General features: G+C 35.7%; 19 protein-coding genes. 10 read left to right on the top strand and 9 right to left on the bottom strand.

Annotated elements, in window-relative coordinates:
• Window positions 1-185: 185 nt before the first annotated feature.
• Together ACLHDG_RS11760 and ACLHDG_RS11755 are read left to right on the top strand one after the other, a co-directional pair.
• Window positions 186-1,283, top strand: a complete 1,098-nt coding sequence (locus tag ACLHDG_RS11760) for a divergent polysaccharide deacetylase family protein (RefSeq protein WP_415406430.1) — start codon at window positions 186-188, stop codon at window positions 1,281-1,283.
• A gap of 143 nt (window positions 1,284-1,426) precedes the next feature.
• Window positions 1,427-2,203: a DNA-processing protein DprA gene (locus tag ACLHDG_RS11755; protein WP_415406429.1), complete on the top strand. Its 777-nt coding sequence runs from the start codon at window positions 1,427-1,429 to the stop codon at window positions 2,201-2,203.
• Between the two features lies 1 nt (window position 2,204).
• Here ACLHDG_RS11755 and ACLHDG_RS11750 read toward each other — a convergent pair whose 3' ends face one another.
• Complete coding sequence (locus ACLHDG_RS11750; protein ID WP_415406428.1) at window positions 2,205-2,714, bottom strand: TlpA family protein disulfide reductase; 510 nt, start codon at window positions 2,712-2,714, stop codon at window positions 2,205-2,207.
• Between the two features lie 498 nt (window positions 2,715-3,212).
• Between ACLHDG_RS11750 and ACLHDG_RS11745 the strand changes: the two genes are divergently transcribed.
• The 7 genes from ACLHDG_RS11745 to ACLHDG_RS11715 all read left to right on the top strand — a co-directional run bounded on the left by ACLHDG_RS11745 (window position 3,213) and on the right by ACLHDG_RS11715 (window position 11,423).
• The gene (locus ACLHDG_RS11745) at window positions 3,213-4,310 is read left to right on the top strand and encodes a glycoside hydrolase family 3 protein (protein ID WP_415406427.1); all 1,098 of its coding nucleotides are present in this window, start codon (window positions 3,213-3,215) and stop codon (window positions 4,308-4,310) included.
• Between the two features lie 135 nt (window positions 4,311-4,445).
• Window positions 4,446-5,045: a TetR/AcrR family transcriptional regulator gene (locus ACLHDG_RS11740; protein WP_415406426.1), complete on the top strand. Its 600-nt coding sequence runs from the start codon at window positions 4,446-4,448 to the stop codon at window positions 5,043-5,045.
• Window positions 5,042-6,289: a TolC family protein gene (locus ACLHDG_RS11735; RefSeq protein WP_415406425.1), complete on the top strand. Its 1,248-nt coding sequence runs from the start codon at window positions 5,042-5,044 to the stop codon at window positions 6,287-6,289. The genes ACLHDG_RS11740 and ACLHDG_RS11735 overlap by 4 nt, the downstream gene beginning before the upstream one ends.
• Window positions 6,286-6,996 (top strand): efflux RND transporter periplasmic adaptor subunit, encoded by a 711-nt coding sequence (locus tag ACLHDG_RS11730; RefSeq protein WP_415406424.1) that lies wholly within the window; start codon window positions 6,286-6,288, stop codon window positions 6,994-6,996. The genes ACLHDG_RS11735 and ACLHDG_RS11730 overlap by 4 nt, the downstream gene beginning before the upstream one ends.
• A gap of 6 nt (window positions 6,997-7,002) precedes the next feature.
• Window positions 7,003-10,044: an efflux RND transporter permease subunit gene (locus tag ACLHDG_RS11725; protein ID WP_415406423.1), complete on the top strand. Its 3,042-nt coding sequence runs from the start codon at window positions 7,003-7,005 to the stop codon at window positions 10,042-10,044.
• Between the two features lie 11 nt (window positions 10,045-10,055).
• Window positions 10,056-10,463: a PGPGW domain-containing protein gene (locus ACLHDG_RS11720; protein WP_415406422.1), complete on the top strand. Its 408-nt coding sequence runs from the start codon at window positions 10,056-10,058 to the stop codon at window positions 10,461-10,463.
• Window positions 10,464-10,523: 60 nt separating this feature from the next.
• On the top strand, window positions 10,524-11,423 hold the full coding sequence (locus tag ACLHDG_RS11715; protein WP_415406421.1) for a patatin-like phospholipase family protein: 900 nt from the start codon (window positions 10,524-10,526) through the stop codon (window positions 11,421-11,423).
• A gap of 89 nt (window positions 11,424-11,512) precedes the next feature.
• On the opposite strand, the gene ruvX is transcribed toward ACLHDG_RS11715, so the two are convergent.
• Both ruvX and ACLHDG_RS11705 read right to left on the bottom strand, forming a co-directional pair.
• Window positions 11,513-11,899 carry a Holliday junction resolvase RuvX gene (gene ruvX, locus ACLHDG_RS11710; RefSeq protein WP_415406420.1) on the bottom strand — a complete coding sequence of 129 codons (387 nt, stop codon included), beginning with the start codon at window positions 11,897-11,899 and terminating at the stop codon, window positions 11,513-11,515.
• A gap of 24 nt (window positions 11,900-11,923) precedes the next feature.
• Window positions 11,924-12,574, bottom strand: coding sequence for a hypothetical protein (locus ACLHDG_RS11705; RefSeq protein ID WP_415406419.1), 651 nt, complete (start codon window positions 12,572-12,574; stop codon window positions 11,924-11,926).
• 166 nt (window positions 12,575-12,740) lie between these two features.
• Here ACLHDG_RS11705 and ACLHDG_RS11700 point away from each other — a divergent pair, with 166 nt between their 5' ends.
• Complete coding sequence (locus ACLHDG_RS11700; protein ID WP_415406418.1) at window positions 12,741-14,918, top strand: response regulator; 2,178 nt, start codon at window positions 12,741-12,743, stop codon at window positions 14,916-14,918.
• Here ACLHDG_RS11700 and ACLHDG_RS11695 read toward each other — a convergent pair.
• From ACLHDG_RS11695 to tatB, 6 genes are read right to left on the bottom strand one after another with little or no spacing between them, the layout of a single operon-like run.
• Window positions 14,885-15,292 carry a YchJ family protein gene (locus ACLHDG_RS11695; protein WP_415406417.1) on the bottom strand — a complete coding sequence of 136 codons (408 nt, stop codon included), beginning with the start codon at window positions 15,290-15,292 and terminating at the stop codon, window positions 14,885-14,887. The genes ACLHDG_RS11700 and ACLHDG_RS11695 overlap by 34 nt on opposite strands.
• A gap of 26 nt (window positions 15,293-15,318) precedes the next feature.
• On the bottom strand, window positions 15,319-16,227 hold the full coding sequence (locus tag ACLHDG_RS11690; RefSeq protein ID WP_415406416.1) for an NlpC/P60 family protein: 909 nt from the start codon (window positions 16,225-16,227) through the stop codon (window positions 15,319-15,321).
• Between the two features lie 50 nt (window positions 16,228-16,277).
• A complete protein-coding gene (locus ACLHDG_RS11685) occupies window positions 16,278-16,907 on the bottom strand; it encodes a C40 family peptidase (RefSeq protein ID WP_415406415.1) in 630 nt (209 codons plus the stop codon).
• 10 nt (window positions 16,908-16,917) lie between these two features.
• Window positions 16,918-17,940 carry a tRNA preQ1(34) S-adenosylmethionine ribosyltransferase-isomerase QueA gene (gene queA, locus ACLHDG_RS11680; RefSeq protein ID WP_415406414.1) on the bottom strand — a complete coding sequence of 341 codons (1,023 nt, stop codon included), beginning with the start codon at window positions 17,938-17,940 and terminating at the stop codon, window positions 16,918-16,920.
• Complete coding sequence (gene tatC / locus ACLHDG_RS11675) at window positions 17,941-19,026, bottom strand: twin-arginine translocase subunit TatC (RefSeq protein WP_415406413.1); 1,086 nt, start codon at window positions 19,024-19,026, stop codon at window positions 17,941-17,943. It lies immediately after the preceding gene.
• Window positions 19,026-19,475, bottom strand: coding sequence for a Sec-independent protein translocase protein TatB (tatB, locus tag ACLHDG_RS11670; RefSeq protein ID WP_415406412.1), 450 nt, complete (start codon window positions 19,473-19,475; stop codon window positions 19,026-19,028). The genes tatC and tatB overlap by 1 nt, the downstream gene beginning before the upstream one ends.
• Window positions 19,476-19,485: the final 10 nt, after the last annotated feature.

Below are 19,485 nucleotides of genomic sequence, written 5' to 3'. Positions count from 1 at the left end.
GTGCAGTCACATACTGACGTATGTTTTTTTACCCAAACACATAAATCTAAGCACAACTACCCAAAAATATTTAGTTAGTTTAAGTAGCACAACACAATAAAAACTTAACTTTCTTTGTTAATTAAAACATAGGAAACTAACCTTACTTTGCTATAATAATTAAAATTTAATAACTAGTGAATTATATGGCATCCCAATCAAAAAAAACGAATACTAAATCTTCTTCTCCAAAAAAGAAATCTAGCACGAGAAAAACACCAGTAAAAAAAAGAACTCGTAAAAAAACAACAAAAACATCTAATTTTAAAAAAAATATCTTTATTGTTATTGGTGTTTTTTTGATGATCTCTTTGGTGGCGTTCGGGTATTTTCTGGGACAGAATGATAAAGACCCTAGTATAAAACATGTAAAAAAATCTGAGTCTGTAAAAGTAGTAAAAAAAGATAAAGCTATTAAGCAAAAAAGTAAAGAAGTTACTACAAACTCTATAAAAGAGTTGATCAAAGATCATCCCAGTCAGATAGAAATAAGAAGAAAGGCTGAAGAGAAAAAAGCCCAAGAGAAGTCTCTGCTCAGTGCTGCTGCATCAGAATCTTCTCCTGAGGCAATATTGGCACATCGTGCTGAAAAACCAAAACTTGTTATCATCATCGATGATGTATCGAATGCAAAACAACTGAAGCATATCATGTCTCTGCCTATAAAGGTTACTCCTTCTATTTTCCCTCCTTACGAACTTTCAAAGTCAAATCATAAGTTAGCACAAGGTTTAAAACACTATATGATTCATCTTCCTATGCAATCAGGTAAAGCCTATGACAAGCAGTATGGAACATTGAAAATAACGGATACTAAAGAGAAAATGGAAGCCAGGGTCAAAGAGATAAGAAAACTCTTTCCTACCGCACGTTATGTCAATAATCATACCGGTTCTACATTTACAAGTAACTACAAAGCAATGGAGATGCTTTATGGTATCTTACGTAAAGATGGATTTGTTTTTGTGGACAGTCGTACTGCAGCATCAACTAAAGTACGTAAAATAGCACATGCCTTTGGTGATGCCTATGTAGCAAGAGATATATTTATAGATAATGATCACAATGTTCCTTATATACGTAAGCAGCTTCGTCAAGCAGTAAAAACAGCTAAGAAAAAAGGATATGCCATAGCTATAGGACACCCTCATCTTGTAACCATGAAAGCACTTAGCTCTGCTAAAGATATTTTTAGAGATGTTGAGCTTGTTTATATTGATGATATTTATAGAAAAAAGAAATAAATAAAAAGTATGCACCCCAAGGGCATTTCCTCCCTTCAGTCAGGGCACAAGAGAATTGCCACACTTTTTTCAAAAGTATGACAATTTGACATATTTTTATTCACTTTTGTGTGGCTTTGCTATGATTGTCAAAAAGGTAGTTCATGAGCCAAATACTCTCTTCTCCTATCCCTGCATTAAATGCTATGAAAAAGTACCCTTCAGAGCTTTTTTACAAAGGCAATTTAGATTTACTGGAACGTCCAAAAGTCTCCATAGTTGGAACCAGAAGACCTTCGATCTACACACAAAATTTTACTTACAATATTGCTAAAGCATTAGCTAAAAGAGGTGTATGCATAGTAAGTGGTGTTGCAATGGGAGTGGATGCCATTGCACATTCTGGAGCAGGTACAGGTAATACTATAGCAGTGGTTGCAAATGGGTTGAACCTACGATATCCTGCTATCAATAAAGAACTGATAGAGTCAATCGAAAATAATGGACTGATGTTGAGCCAGTTCAATGATGGATTTAGAGCTACAGGATGGAGTTTTGTAGTCCGTAATGAGCTGGTCGTAGCTCTTGGTGATATGCTTATAGTGACAGAAGCTGAGCTTAATAGTGGCTCCATGCGTTCAGTGGAGTATGCACTAAAGATGGGTAAAGAGATATTTGTGCTTCCTCAAAGACTTAATGAGAGTTCAGGGACGAATAGTCTACTTCGTGAAGGTAAGGCTACGGCCATTGTAGATGTGGAATTGTTTGCTTCTCGTTTTGGACAAGCAGCAAGTTCAGATATACAAAAAGATGATTTTTTTTACTTTTGTCAGGCATTACCCACTTTTGATGATACTGTTGCTAAGTTTGGGGATAGAGTGTATGAAGCAGAACTTGAAGGTATGGTCACGATACACAATGGTATCGTGAGACTACAGTAGTTTATTTAAGTTGTTTGATAAGCTCTTCAAGTGATGATTCGGGGAGCATACCAGCTTGAACAAACTGTACTGCACCTTTTGAATCTAGAGCAACTAAAAAAGGAATACTCCCTCTCCACTCTGCTCTTTGTCCAATATAGTTTGTAAAGCTACCTGCTTTTTCATCAGCTACAACAATATAGTTCATCCCTTTTTCTTTTGCAAACTCTGTAAGTTCCTTATTGTTAAAACCTTGTACTTCGATGGCTACAATGGCTAATTTGTCTTTGTGTTTTTCTTGTAGTTTTATAAGATGAGGAATAGATTTTAAACAAGGTGGACATCTATGTCCAAAAAACTCCAGGAAAACAATTTTCCCTTCCAGCCCTTTAATGTTCAGACCTTGTTCCGTCCCTGTGATCTGGTGTGTTACACCTTTAATATCAGTAATAGACATTTGAGGACCTTCTGCAGCCTGCGTATAAGTAAATAGTGAAAAAATAAGAAGTGCTGATGTAAATATTTTTCTCATGAGTGAGCCTTTTTTTATTTATTATAGAGAGTATACACTAATGAAGATGTAAGAATCGTGTAGTTTAAGTAAAAAGGGTGATAAAGATTTACAAAAGAGCATCTAGAAGATTAAAAGGAGGAGGGAAAAATTCTATGAAAAAGGGAAACCGAATAATATCTAGGGGAATTTAAAGGGTTTCTTCTGATGCTCTTATGAGAGAAGTATAATCTGTTTAGGTTAACCGTTTACTAATAATCTTAATTATAATTATCATAATTAAAGATTTGGATCTGAGGAAAAATCTCTTTTAGTATGTATTTGTTTGATTTTTAAAGAGCATCTAGAAGATTAAAAGGAGGAGGGAAAAATTCTATGAAAAAGGGAAGCTGAATAATATCTAAGGGATTTAAATGCTTCCTTCTGATGCTCTTATGGGAGAAGTATAATCTATCCAGGTTAACCGTATACTAATAAGACTATATTATAATGCTATAACATAATAATTCAAGGAAAAAAATGTTAAAAAAGATTTTGATACTATTCTCCATAGTAACAACACCGTTTATGCTTCATGCAGGAGATTATCTCTCTTTAGAGAAGAAGATAGGTCAAATGCTGATGGTGGGATTTCATGGTACCTCTGCCCCAAAAAGTAGTCAAATATGTAAAGACATTAAAAAATATAATGTAGGGTCTGTGATCTTGTTTGATTATAACCCTGTCAATAAGAACGAACCTAAAAATATAGCAACGAAAAAACAACTTACAAAACTCACTAAAGAGTTACAAGCTTGTAGTTCTGATGGTAAATTACTTATAGCGGTAGATCAAGAGGGTGGGAAAGTCCAAAGGCTTAAAAGCAAATACGGTTTTTATGGAAAGTTCCCTAAAGCTTCTGATGTGATCAAGATGGATCAAAGCCAGATATTCAATACGTACAAAAAAATGAGTAAAGAGCTTAGAAGTGTAGGGATCAATTATGATCTCGCCCCTGTAGTGGATCTTGATATCAATATGAAAAACCATGTGATCCATGGTCTTGGACGTTCATTTGGGAAAGACCCTAAGATCGTAGCAAAATATGCTTCTACTTTTATAGATGCTATGCACAGTAACGGTGTGCTTACTTCTCTTAAACATTTTCCTGGTCATGGCTCTTCGGTGGGAGATACACATAAAGGTTTTGTGGATGTGACAAATCTGTGGAAGAAAAACGAGTTGGAACCTTATCGTCTGTTAAAAGATAAAGCAGATACTGTTATGGTAGCCCATGTTTTCAATAAAAAGATCGATCGAACATATCCCGCAAGTCTCTCTTTCACAACCGTGACTAAAAAATTGAGATGGAGGCTTGGGTACCATGGTGTTGTGATCACAGATGACCTTCAAATGGGTGCGATAAGTAAAAAGTATGGCTTAAAAAATACCCTTAAACTTGCTATTAATGCCGGTAATGATATCTTGCTTTTTGGAAATCAACTTGATCCTAGTAAAATTGTGAGTACCAAAAGATTGGTTGATACTATAATGTTGCTGGTAAAAAGTGGTGATGTTGAGATTGAAAATATAAATAAAGCATATACACGTATACAGAAACTAAAAAAGAAATTATAAAGTCCATTTCCCCTAATTCTTCATAAAAATCAAAAAAGAGGTACATCTCTTTTTTGATAAAATCATTTATATTTTCTTAAGAAATCTTCCGTTATAATTTAATTGACCGATGGTCAGTCATTTAAAAGGATGCTGATGGCAATTATAGTAAACAAAGAAGAAAAACGAAGTAATATAGCATGTTCCTGTAAGGAGATCCTTCTTGAACATGGTATTAAAAATCTTACGATCTCACAAATAGCCAAAACGGCAGGTGTAGGAAAAGGAACGATCTATGAATATTTCAAAAACAAAGAAGATATTGTTTTTGAAATTATTACAATGTTTATTTCCGAGCATGAGAAAAAACTATTTGAAATCACCGATCAAAATATAAGTACCAAAGATAAACTTTTCCATTTCTTTTACATGATACATGAAGATGAAAACAGTAACAAACAATTAAATATATATAGAGAATTTTTAGCTATATCCATGACAAATGGAACGCAGGAAATGGTTGATTTTAATATAAAATGTAGAGGGAAATTTACGGATATATTGGGTCAGATCGTGAAAGAGGGTATCACGAAAGGTGAGATACATACAGAAGCACAAGATATGGTAAGTGCACTACTTACTTTTAAATTAGGTCTTGTTGTTGAAACACATACGGCGGCTCTTGACCCAAAAGATGAGATCACTCGTTTTTTAGATGCACTGTTTAAATTGATAGAGATAAAGGAAGAGAAATGAAGATTTTAGTCATTCTGATCTTGCCTCTGTTTGTCTTTGCGCAAAGTCATGGTTTGAAAACATTTATAAACAATGCCAATAAAACCAATGGTTTGATCAAAGCAAAAGAGATAAATATAAAAGCTAAAAAAGAGCAAGTTGAAGCAGCTAAAAGTGCTTACTGGCCTACTGTAGATATCGGTGGAGATTATTCTTTGTTGTCACCTAACTATTTGGTGAGTCCAGGTCAAGTAGGTAATGTATATGCTTCTGTGAGTATGGACCTTTATGATGGTGGCAGAAAAGATGCACTTTTACGATCTAGAGACTTTGAACATGAAGCTTCACTTTTTGAGAAGAGTGCTTTTGAAAAGAGTATAACGCTTGAGATAGTGCGTCACTATTATGGTATACAAACACTCAAAGCAACTGTCAATGCTTTAAAAGAGCGTTCCAATGAACTAAAAGCACAGATAAACCGTGTTAAAAAGTTTAGAGGTGCAGGTCTTGCTACTGTGGAAGATATTGACAAGCTTACAGCCGTATATGAAAATAACAATTTTACGCTTGAGAATACCAAGCTTACGCTTGAAACAAGTGAAGAAAATTTACAACTTATTAGTGGTATATCAGCGAAACAATTAAAAAAGAATTATTTTAAAGAACCTAAAAATATACGTTTTGAAGTGTTTGAAAATATTAAAATGCTTCAAGCCAATGCCAATGCCGTTGGAGAAAATGCCAATGCTATCAATGCTGCGTATATGCCTCAGGTGAATATTTCGGATACTTACCATAGATCACATTTTGATGATCTGGTTACTGCACCGGGTATCAGTGGAGGTGAATTTTTGATCGATCATCAAAATAAATTGATGGTGTCGGTCAATATGCGACTTTTTGATAATGGGAAGATGGCAAAAGAGAGTGAAGCAGTGAAGTATCAGAAGTTGTCACTTCTTTCTCAAATAGACCATGCAAAAAAAGAGCAAAGAATGAATTTTAAATTGGCAGGGCAAAGTTTAAAAACGACCAGAACAAAACTTAAAAGCTCTAAAAGTGCATTGAAAGCAGCAAGAAGCACTTATGATGTAATACGTCAAAAATTTGAAGTTGGTTTGGTTGATAATATTGCTTTTTTAGATGCACTTGCACAAAGAACACTGGCTTACGCACGTTACAAAGAAACGGTTTATGATTATGAGATCAGAAAATCCATTTATTACTATTATGCAGGGAAAAGTCCCAAGGAGTTTATACGATGAAGAAAATAATTTTAAGTTTGATGTTGTTAGCAGTAACGATACAGGCGCAAGATATTTATGCAACATTCAGTGTGGAAGCGGATCAAAGTGCAAATTTGGCATTTACAAGCAGTGGAACGGTAAATAGTGTTTCTGTTGATGTTGCAACAGAGGTCAAAAAAGATGAAGTGCTTGCACAACTGCAAAATAGTGATCTCAAAGCAGCTCTAAATATAGCAACAACAGCTTTGAAGTATGCCAAAAAAGATTATGACAGACAACTCAAAGTGAAAAAACTAGTAGATGCTTCAAGACTTGACAGTTTTGCATTCAAATATGAAAGTGCAAAAGCACAGGTGGCATACCAACAGGCACTACTGGACAAAACGATACTCAAAGCTCCGTTTGATGGTGTGATCTTTGAAAAAATTGTTGAAGTCGGTGATGTGGTAAGTGGACAAGCTATACGAACCATTTTAAGATTACAAAGTCTTCATAAAAGAAAACTGATCCTGGAATTTGACCAAAAGTATTGGAAGGATATAAAAGTTGGACAAGTGTTCAACTACAGTATTGATGGTGACAATAAAAAATACAGTGGAAAAATTTCAAAAATATACCCTTTTGCAGACAGCGGGAACAGAAAAATAAGAGCAGAAGTGGAAGCTAAAGATTTTGTTGTAGGACTTTTTGGTGAGGGGTATATCATTGTGCCTGATGAGAAGTAGTGCAGTATGTATAAATTAGCCATAAACAGACCTATCACAACATTAATGTATATTGTGACGTTGGTTATATTTGGATTCATGAGTTTCAAATCAATGCCTTCAGCCCTTTTCCCAAATATTGATTTTCCTATGGTTACAGTTAAAACTGTATATCCAGGAGCAGAGTCAAGTACCATCGAATCACAGGTGACAGACAAGATCGAGGAAGCCATCTCTCGTATTGGAGGAATAGATTCTGTTACTTCCAGCAGCAGTGAAGGTGTGAGTGTTGTGATGATAAAGTTCTTTTTGGAGAGAGATATCAATGAAGCGACCAATGATGTTAGAGATAAAGTTGCTGCTGTATTATTGCCAAAAGATGCCAAAATGCCACTGGTCAGTAAACTTGACATTGGCGGAGCATCAATTATCAATATCTTTTTAACGGCAGAAAATGACAGTATTAAAAACCTTATGTTGTTTGCAGATGAAAAGGTAAAACCTACACTACAAAAAATCAACGGTGTTGGTGGAATCAACATTATCGGATACAAAGATAGAGAGATAAAAATCTACCCAAATCCAGAACTACTTAATAAGTTTGGTATCACAGTATCGGAACTTAATCGAATCGTAGCAAGTGAGAATGTAAAAATTGGTGGGGGTAAACTTATCTCATCCACTAAAGAGTTTACTCTGAAAACCAAAGCCGATGCGCTTAGTATCGTTGAACTTAAAAATATTAAGATCAAAGATAATATCAAGCTACAGGATATAGCAAGAATTGAAGATACAATGAGTGATGCTAAAAGTTATGCCTCGTACAATGGTGTTGAGGGTGTAATGCTCGAAGTTCAAAAAATTTCAGGAACAAATACCATTGATATCGTACAAAAAGTCAAAGATGCAGTGCCAAAAATAAAAAAATTAGCAGGGGATAAATATGAGGTAAAAATATTGAATGATACTTCACCTTTTATTATCGCTTCACTGGAGCACGTACAGTTTGACCTTATTTATGGTTCACTTTTGGCCGTCATAATCATCTTCTTTTTTTTACGAAATATGACGATTACATTTGTGTCTGCATTGTCTATCCCTGCATCTATTTATGGTACTTTTGCCTTGATGGATTATATGGGTTTTGAACTCAATAAAATGACTCTAATTGGACTTACCCTGGCTATTGGTATTATTATCGATGATGCGATTGTTGTCATTGAAAATATCTATAAAAAAATGGAAGCAGGTATGGATAAATTTGAAGCAGCTGTAGAGGGAACCAAAGAGATGGCATTTACTATTTTAGCTATTTCTGCAATGCTTCTTGCTGTATTTATCCCTGTATCATTTATGAGCGGAATTGTGGGTAAATTTTTTGAATCATTTGCTATGACAGTCGGTTTTGCTGTAGTGATCTCTTATTCTGTTGCTTTGAGTTTTATTCCAAGTTTAAGTGCTAGGGTTTTACGTAAAGATGAGAGTAAATTTTATAACCTGACCGAACCACTGTTTATAGGTTTGGAGAAGATGTATGAATGGATCTTAAAACTTGTATTACGATTTAAAATTATTACTTTGATCTTAGTATTTGCCGGATTCTTTGGTTCTTTAAGTCTGTTCCCTAAAATAGGAATGGATTTTATACCAAAAGAGGATAAAGCTGAATTTGAGATACATATAAAAGCTGATGCCTCTGTGTCACTTGCAGAGATGATAAAAAAATCAAAAGTGATAGAAGATGTAGTACGCAAAAATAAAGATGTACTTTATACCACTTTAAGCGTAGGATACAATACCGCACAAGAAAAACACAAGTCTATGATCTATGTAAAGCTAAGTGATAGAAAAGAGAGGGCTCTCAATCAAGAGCATATTATACAAAACTTTAGAGAAACATTGAAACCTTATCAAAAAGAATTGTTCATTACAGCTGCTGCTATCCCTAACATAAAAGGTGCCGGTGTATCGGTACCATATCAAATTGTTTTAAAATCTGATTCATTTGATGATTTGAAAATAGCAACAAAAAATTTGACTGATTACCTTGCAAAGAAAAAAGGATTTGTTGATATCGATACGAATCTTGATGCCGGAAAACCTCAAATTGATATCAATATTATAAGAAGCAATGCAAATCGTCTCGGCATCTCTGCTTCACAAATATCTCAGGCTATCGCTACAGCATTTTCAAGTGATCTGGAGATCTCATATTTTGAAGAAAAAGGGAAACAGTACAACATCACATTAAGATTTGATGATGAGAATAGAGTTTCTATGGAAGACATTAAGAAGATTCAACTTAGAAGCAGTACAGGTGAGTTGGTCTATCTTGATGGTTTAGTAAACTTTACAAAGAGTAAAGCACTAGCAACTATTAACCACTTTGACAGACAAAGACAAGTGACGATTTTCGCAGATTTATTTGGACTTGACCTAGGTGGTTCTGTTGCCTATACACGTGAAGGTATTGATGATCTATTACCTGAGAGTGTAGCATATAGATTTACAGGATTTGCAGAAGAGATGGAAAAAACAGGTCAAGCCTTTGGTGCGGCACTTGGACTTTCTGTCATTTTAATGTTTATTATTTTAGCGATATTATATGAATCACTCATACAACCAGTCATCATTATGATGGCACTTCCTCTGAGTATTATTGGAGTTATGTTAGCGCTATATTTAAGTGGTTTACAGTTTAGTTTGTTTGTTATGATCGGTTTTATGTTACTCATGGGTATGGTGGGTAAAAATGCTGTTTTATTAGTCGATTTCGCAAACGAAGCCATGGCACAGGGAAAAAGTGCAGATGAAGCACTTATCGAGGCTGGAGAAAAAAGACTAAGACCTATTTTGATGACTACGATAGCGATGATATTTGCTATGTTGCCGCTTGCTATGGGTACAGGACTTGGAAGTGAAACAAATGCTCCTATGTCAATAGCAGTTATCGGTGGTCTTTTGAGCTCTATGGTTTTGACTTTGCTCATAGTACCTGTAATGTATAGACTTATCAATCCAATAGACAGATGGTTAAGAAAGTTTTATGAAGAAACAATAGAGGAGTAGAGGAGTTTACAATGATAGTGTTTATCCATGATCATGAAGCATTGCTCTTTTGGCTAACAATAGCATCTGTCATTGGATTGATCGCCTCTTTGGTATTGATCCCATGGATAGTTATTCAAATACCATCGGATTACTTCTCTCATAAAAAACGCCAAAAGCATCAATGGCGTAATTATCCACCAATCATACGGTTAGTATTTATACTTCTAAAAAATGTTCTTGGTATTTTCTTTATCATAGGTGGAATCGCTATGTTGGCTTTGCCGGGACAGGGAATACTGACAATCATCACAGGGTTACTCTTTATGGATTTTCCCAGCAAATACAAAGTTGAAAGATGGATCATAAAACGCCCTGCAATTCTAAAATCCGTTAACCAGCTGCGTGTAAAAGCAAAACAAAGCCCACTAGAGGTATGATATATTTGGAAAGACAATTTTTTTGTGTTGGTGTTTGAAAAATCTTTAGAGGAGAAGAAAATGATAAAAACGAATAAGCTACTCATTTCACTGGTTCTTGGAAGTGGCGGTGCGAGAGGATATGCTCATATTGGTGTTATTGAAGAGCTTGAAAAAAGTGGTTATGAGATAGCTTCCATCAGCGGTTCCTCTATGGGTGCACTCATTGGGGCACTCTACGCGTGTGGCAAGCTTGAGGCATATAAAGAGTGGGTCTTGGGACTTGATCTGTTGGATGTAGCTAAATTAGTTGATTTTTCTTTTACTGGAACGGGCATGATTCAAGGTGATAAGGTATTTGCTGTGATCGAAGAGATGATCGGTGATGTTATGATTGAAGATCTTCACATTCCTTTTACTGCGGTTGCAACAGACCTTATCAAGCAAAAAGAGGTTTGGCTTCAAAAAGGGAACCTTGTAGATGCTGTCAGAGCTTCGATCGCCATTCCTACGGTTTTTACACCAAAGAAAATTGGAAAGCGTTATTTGATCGATGGCGGTGTGCTAAATCCTCTGCCTATTGCGCCTACGGTGTCAGATAATACTGACTTGACAATTGCTGTTAATCTCAGTGCCAATATTGCCAAAGGTTATAAAATTCATATTCCAAAAAAAGAGCGCGAAAAAGAGAGTGGGATGGAAAAAGTCTTTTTTGAGATGAGACAAAAGGCTGAACAACTATTTTCAAAAGAATCCAAAAGTGCATTTGATGAGATGAGTATGTTTGATATTATGGGACGTACGATCGATATCATGCAAAATGCCGTGATGGAATGTAAAATGGCGGGATACGCTCCCGACATTATCATAGGTATTCCAAATGATGCAGGCGGTTTTTATGAGTTTAACAAGGCGTATGAAATGATTGAACTTGGAAGAGTAATTGCCAAAGAGCATCTTCAAGAGTTCAAACTCAGATGATGAAAATCTATGGGTTCTGCATACAAGGGTATTTCTCTTCCCCTTTTTTTAGTCAGGGCGATCAAGTGTGGAGAGACGAGAAGATCACATTAAAGTTTTAGATATCTCTCTAAGATGATCTTTGCAGCTACAGAATCAAGTCTGCCATCCCGTTTATGTTTAAAATCACCCATAGTAAGTTCTTTGGCTTCAAAGCTCGAGCCTTGTTCATCTTGATAAGCTACTTCGATCTCAAGTTCCAGCAGGGAGACAAAGTGTTTGATACGTCTCTCCATCTCTTCAGAACTTGAACCCTCTTTGGGGAGTCCTACGATGAGTTTATCTATCTCCCACTCTGTTAAGAAGGTGTTGACATCTCTTGCGGCTTGATTGCGGTTTTTTCTGAGAATGGCATCTTGTGGCATCACGATCTTCCCATCAAGACAGATCGCTACACCGATACGTTTGAGACCTACGTCTATACTGGCTAATTTCATAGCTGTATTATAGCTAATTTATACTCATCTTCTATAGTAAGGATCGTCTAAACTACTGTAGTAATAGTCCATAACGGGTCTATAGTATCTATGATCAAAAAGACCTTTTCCTCTTACTCTGTCTCTATAGGTATAATATCTGTCGTATCTGTAAAAATCACCTTCAAATAGATACCCATGACGGTTAAAATACCCATAATAGTATCCATATCTATCATAGAAGGAAGCTCTATCATAACGATATGCTAGATACCAACTATTACGAGTGTGCCTATGTCCACGAGTTTGAGAGTGACGGTCTCTTGAATATCGTCTATCATTGTCTCTATAGAATCTTCTGCCTTCAGTGTACCTATCCTGTTTATAATTACTATGTCTTTGAGATCTTTTGTGGGATCTATTTTCAATTGAATGTTTCGTCAGTCTCCTGTTTGTATGATGATGTTTCATTTTTTTGAATTCATCATGTGTCTTAAATTTTCGATTCATGGCTCTTTTTTTACTTAATTGTCTATCCATCTTTTTAAAATGTTTTTTATCGGTACGATACTGTTTTTGTACAAGTTTTGTATCTGCATGGATCTTTACATTTTTTTCTGTCATTGTTGAAGAGAGTGTATTTGCTGAAAACAGAGTAGTTAAACCAAGCGCAATATATAAAATAGCTTTTGTCATTTTTTATCCTTTATATAATTTTTTACAACATTAAAAAGCTTGAATTCATTTTCAAGACTTTTAAAAGAGTTGAAATAACAGCATAAAATAATTTCGTGTAAAGATTGTGAGTCAAACATATATGTTTTAATATTAATATGTTATAGTATCAAAACAGGAGTTTACAATGAATAAATCAATATGGGTATTTTTACTAGGATCAATTTCGTATCTATCTGCAGATATGCTGGTAGATGTTAAAGAAGTTGAAGAGTTTTGGATATGGATAGCCCTGTTTGCTTTGGGTCTGATTGGAATCACCATCCTGTTCTTGTCATCAAGACATATAATGAAAGTACAAAAACTGCATAAAGAGATGTTTGATAAACAGCTTGAAATGGAACATTCTCAAAGTGTGTTCCTTGCAAGTATGAGTGAAAATATACATGATATAGTAGAACAGAGATTTGCCGGAACATCTGATCAAGTACATCACTCATTAGCTGAAGAGAGTGTGCAGGAGCATAGACTTTTAGATGTAACCAATGATCTTATTGAATTTTTACGATTAAAATCAAAAAAAGTTGAGATCATTAATGAAAAATTTAATTTAAATAATGTATTGAATGAAGTTTCCGGATCAATATGCTCCGCTTATAAAGGGAGTAATGTTGAACTTATTTTTGATATTGACAATAATATCCCACGTTATTTGATTGGTGATTCCCTCAATTTAGAAAAAGTACTTAATAATTTTCTTGAATATACAATGAATCAATTTTATAAGGTAGAGGCAAAATTAGAAATAGAGGTCAAGTTAGAAATAACGATGTTTGATACCTATAATGAGAAACTGGAATTACAATTTAAACTTATAGATACGGGAAGAGGTGTAGACACTGAAACACTTGAAACACTTTTTGAGCCGCATTATGATGAAAAAAGCAATGTCTATACAGGGTTAGGACTTTTTGTTGCCAAAGAACTGATATCTGAGATGCATGGAGAAATGGCCGTGCAGAGTATTGAAGGAAAAGGAACTACATTTACTCTTGCCTTGCCATTCTCAATGGTAGATGCAGGAAATAAAAGAAATTACAGATTGCCTGAGAAAGTATTAACAACTAAAAAAGTTTTTATTGTTGACAGTAATTATAACTCCGCACTGGCTATTAAAAAAATGTTTTCTTATTTTAAACATGATATAAAGGTAGTTACCAAAGAAGAGTTTATTAAAAACATGTACAACCTCACAAGATATGATATTGTGATCTTGGATGAAACACTTTTGAATATAAGAACAGTTGATTATCTTAGTAGAATAAAAAAAGAGAAAGAACTAAAGGTGGTTGGATTAACCTCTTTATTGCAGGAAAATGAAAACGCTTCTTTAAATCAGGTAGTAGATAAATCACTGGCTAAGCCATTGAATCAAGAAAGAATTTTTGAACTCATAGTTGATATGTATTCTATAAATGTATTTAGTGCTTTGGATCAGCAGGACCAAGATTCATTATCTGAAAAGACCTTGATACACAGGTCAGCTATCATAGAAACACCGCATATAATACAAGAAAGTTTCAGTGACTTTAATGGAATGTCTCTGCTTCTTGTAGAAGACAATATTATTAATCAAAAGGTACTTGCCAATGTCTTAAAACCTTCTGGTATCAACATAAGTATTGCAAACAACGGACGAGAAGCTGTTGATATGGTTTTAAAGGGTACAGAAGAGTTTGATCTCGTGTTAATGGATATCAATATGCCAGTGATGGATGGGTATGCGGCTACACAAATGATACGATCCAAGAAAGCGTTTGATATACTGCCGATAGTTGCATTTACAGCTTTGGCATTAGATAGTGAAAAACAAAAAATATTTCTTAGTGGAATGAATGCTTTTTTAACTAAACCATTAAAAATTGGTGAACTTTATACCGTTTTTAAACTATATGTTACAAATATAAGTGAGAGAAAAAAAATACAATATCCTAAAATAGTAGAACAGATAGATGCTTTAGATATTGAGGCAGGTATTAGATACTCAGATAACAATCAAGCGTTTTATGTAGAGATCTTAAAAGAGTTTATGGATGCATATGGTCAAAGTAGTGAACAATTCACAAAATTAGTAAGAGAGCATCGTTATGAGCAGATTAAAATGTTATGTTTGGATATGAAAGGCTTGACCGGTGCGATAGGGGCAACGGATATGCATAAACTCATAAATGAGATTCATCAACATATAGTCTATAATAAGCAAGAACTGCTTCCAAACTATATAGGTACATATCAAAAAGAATCTCAAAAACTTAATAACTCCATTAAGCACTATACTGCATCAGTAAATGTTCCATCAGCATAGAACCATCGGCCAAAGAGCTTTAAAAATCGACTTTTTTCTTTTAAATCACCTGAAGAGAGTCGTGCATTAAAAGTAACGAAAGCTTCTTCTTCTCCATCGATAAAGTCAATGATCTCCAGACCCAAAAAGTTTGTCTGTTTACTAAAACTTAAGATAGAATCTTCCCAATTTTTTATGTCGGTGGTATAGTCAGGGTTATCAGGATGTGTCGTCTTTATAATATAGCTACTATTACCTACAGCATAAGCACTGTAGCGTGACCTCATTAGGGACAATGCATCAGGAGCAAAAGCTCCTTTATGGTATTTGGAACAACATTTTTTATACTTATTCCCACTGCCACAAGGACAGAGCATGTTAGGTGATGGTTTCATAGGATTTCTTTAAACAAAAAGCATCCCTAGCGTATCTCTGCAATAAATGCATCTTTTTGTATCTGTGCCCGAACTTTGCTCAATGCATTAACTGCTTCATCTCTTTTGACATAAGGTCCTATGAGAAGTTTAGATATGGACTTCCCGGCTTTGGGAAATTGAATGATCTTGTAGCGGAAGCCTTTGCGTGTAATGGTATAGAGTAGATCACTATTTGGTTTGCCTACAAATGAGCCCACTTGGACATAGAAATTACCTTTAGAGGATGTTTGCTCTATCTCTTTCATCGGGACTTTAATGACAATGGCTTTACCTGACGTTGTCATTTGAGGTTTTTGTAATTGAACTGTTGTTTGAACTTGAACAGATTCAGATAGTATGGTTTTGGCTTTCCATGGTTTTGTTGAAGCTATTTTCGTTTTACTGGTTGGTAAATATCTACGGCAGACACGAAGTCTTTTTTTGTAGTATGGTGAAGTAAAGAGGTTAGAATAGATAACTTCATGTTTTTTGGTACTGGCATGTGTGAACCACCCATCACCCAAATACATACCTACATGTGTTATTTTTTTACTACTGCTTTTACTTGTGGCAAAGAAGATCAAGTCACCATATTGCAGATCTTTAAATTCTATACGTTTTCCTGCTTTTGCCTGATTTCTGGCAACTCTGGGGATATTGATCCCCATACTTCCGTACATATAATAGGTGTACCCGGAACAATCAAAATTATAGGGACCTTCCTCTGCCCAAACATAGGGACTTCCGTTAAGTTTTTTAACCATCTTACCCAGGTTTTTTGTACTCGGTGTGTAGACAACTTTAGGTTTTTTAATGCTGTAGTTAGGATTTCTTGGATGATGGTCAGGTTTACCACATGCTGTGAGTAGAAACAGTGCAAGAATAGGCAAGAGTATATAGGTTAATTTTTTCATGAACTAATTATAGGTGAATGCCTTTAAAATTGCCTAAAAAATCTGCTAAATTATGGTACAGCTTTTCTAGGCAGTTTCATTCCTGTTTTCCATGGTGTAGTGTAACGACTACTGGAAATCTTCATTTTTTTAAGTGGTGTATCACAGGTCATATAGCGGTTTCTTTCATTTTTACTTAAGTAACGTCTGCAGAGTTTCATACGTTTAAGATAACGTGGCTCTTTTTCAAAATGAGTAAACATGACTTTTCTATCTTTACTGCTTGCATGTGCGAACCAACCACTACCAAGATAGATTCCGACATGGTTGATCCGTTTACTTCTTTTGTTCGTTGATCCAAAGAAAATTAGATCACCGTACTCCAGGTTGGGAAAGGGAATACTTTTACCCATCTTGGCTTGTTCGCTTGCTGTACGTGGTATCGTAACACCCATTGATCCATAGATGTTATAGGTGAGACCTGAACAGTCAAAGGCATCAGGTCCTTCTTCTGCCCAGACATAAGGTTTGCCTAAGTAGGAGAGGAGTAGTTTTTGTATGTTTGTCCGCTTGGGTTTACACGTTACTTCTGGTTTGATAATATCATAGTTGGGATAATGATAAGGCTTTGGGTCTCCACAGCCTGTAAAGATGATCGTACTTAGAAGCAGAACTGAAAATAGGGATAAAACAGATTTCATTACTAACTCCTTAAAGTATCAGCATCGCATCCCCATAAGAGAAAAATCGATACTTTTTGTCTATAGCCTCTTTATATAATTGTAACGTTTTTTCTCTTCCTATGAAAGCGCTCACCAGCATAATGAGTGTACTTTTGGGCAAATGGAAGTTTGTGAGTAGATGTGTGACTCTTTGTGGTGGGTTGTGAGGGTTTAAAAAAAGGTCACACTCCCCCTCCATTTTTCCGGTTCGTACATAGTACTCCAGAGTTCTTGTTACTGTTGTTCCTATGGCTAAGAGAGGTGTTTTGCTATCAAGAACCTTAGCTGCTTCTTGGGAGATGTGAAAATATTCTGAATGCATAGGATGATCCAGTATCTCTTCAACCTCTACAGGTTTAAAGGTTCCTGCACCTACATGCAGGGTCACTTTATGTGTCTGATGTCTTGCTTCAAGTGCGGCAAAGAGTTCAGGGGTAAAATGAAGGGATGCCGTAGGTGCAGCAACGGCACCTGCATTTTTGGCAAAGAGGGTTTGGTAATCTGTTTCATCCTCTTTATTGTCTTCACGATGCATATAAGGAGGAAGTGGGATATGACCTATCTCATCTAAAACAAGTACCAACTCCTCAAAACGTATCTCTTTGCCTTGATGTGTGAAGGTAACAACACGTGAACCATCTTCATTCAGATCTGTTACAGTTGCGACAAGTGAGTCATCAAAGAAAAGTTCTGTGCCTACTTTCACTTTACCACGGATAAGGACAAGATAATGATGTGCATCAAGAGGTTTATTAAAGAGTAATTCTACTTTACCTCCACTGGCTTTTTCTCCAAAGATACGTGCTTTGATCACACGGGTATCATTGAGAAAAACATCACACTCTTTAGGGATAAAGTCTAAAAGATGTTTAAAGGTAGTATGGGTGATGGTATCTGTCTTTCTGTCATAGACCAGAAGTTTTGCATGGTCTCTAGGGTGGACAGGTGTAGTGGCTATGAACCCCTCTGGAAGTTCATAGTCATAATTTTTTGTTAAAAGTTCAGAAGTCATTTAAGCTGTTTGTGTATCTTCTTCATCTTCATCAGCATCTTCTTTTGGAGCAGGGTTTACTGCTCGCACGATGAGGATAGAAATACCATAAAGTAAGATAAGTGGTGCAGCCATAAGCAATTGTGTTAAGATATCTGGTGGGGTTAATAGTGCTGCACCAACAAAGATAATAATTACGGCGTACTTGAAAAAATCTATGAGTGTACGGTCGGTAACCATTCCAAGCAGTGCTAGAAAATATGCAAAAACAGGTAACTCAAATGCAACGCCAAAGCCCATCATGATCTTGGTAAAAAATCCAACATAATCTTCGATGTTGATGAGTGGGGTATAGAGGAATGAACCAAAGGTAATGAGAAACTGGAATCCAAATGGTGTCACAACATAGTAGGCAAAAAGTACTCCGATAAAGAACATCACAGAGCCACCTATAACAAAAGGAATAACCATTTTCTTTTCATTGTTATACAGACCAGGTGCGATAAAAAGCCAAAGCTGATAAAGAATGAAAGGAAGTGCCGCAAGGATCGCGGCAAAGAAAGAGACTTTTAGTGCTACAAAAAATGCACCTCCAACCTGGTGGGTTGTAATCATCCCTCCAAAGGTGTTGTCATTCACAGACTTTATCTCTTTGCTGAGGTTTAGATCTTGCAATGCCTGACTGAGTTTCTTCGTTGATGTAGCTGTTTCCTTTGCTGCTGTTGCAGCTTCTTTGAGAAGAGCACCCAATGCAGCATTCTGTTGTTTGATAGATGTTTCCGAAGCTTGGGTAAGTGCTGCTTGAAGTTTGTCCGCTGAACGTGATGCCTCTAAAGAAAGTTGTGCAGCCGGCTTTGGTTTAGCTTGTGTTGCAGGTGTAGTTGTACTTGCATTGCTGTCTGGTACATCTACATGCCATGTGCCTTTCTCTTTAGACTCTATCATGAGTCCTACTTCTGTCAGTGCATCATTGAGTGGTTGTGTTACCCAGGTAAGTATGCCATTGTGAAAGATAAAGGCAACAACAAACATGACAAAGATAGAAAGAACAGAGAGTCCCAGTCTTTTTCGTAACTCAGCAAGGTGGGGTTTAAGATCACTAAACATTATGCATCACCTTTACTGTCATTTTTCTTTTGTTTTTTAGCTTGTTTTTTAGCTTGTTTTTTAAAGGTGACTGCATCATTCTTTTCTTCTATTGGTGTTTCTATAGCTTTTCTCTCTGCATAGGGACTCTCTTTTTTAGCTTTAGGTTCTTCTGTAGATACTTCATCATCATAAGTTAGATCATCCATATCATCAAAATCTATATTTTTAAAACTTTTGAGTTCATTGGTTGCATTGTCTAATTGTGATTTATATTTTAACGCTTCATCTTTGAGGTCAGCGATCTTCATCTCTTCTTCGAGAGAACTTTTTGCCTCACCTACAGTATTTTTGACACTTTTGATGAATTTTGCAATTTGTACCATTGCATCAGGAAGTTTATCTGGTCCTAAAAAGAGAATCGCGATAACAGATATGAGGAGTATTTCGGTAAAGCCGATGCCAAACATAGTGTGCCTT

The sequence above is a fragment of the Sulfurovum iocasae genome, from assembly GCF_047716765.1.
GTDB lineage: Bacteria > Campylobacterota > Campylobacteria > Campylobacterales > Sulfurovaceae > Sulfurovum.
This window is presented reverse-complemented; position numbering and strand designations above follow the sequence as displayed.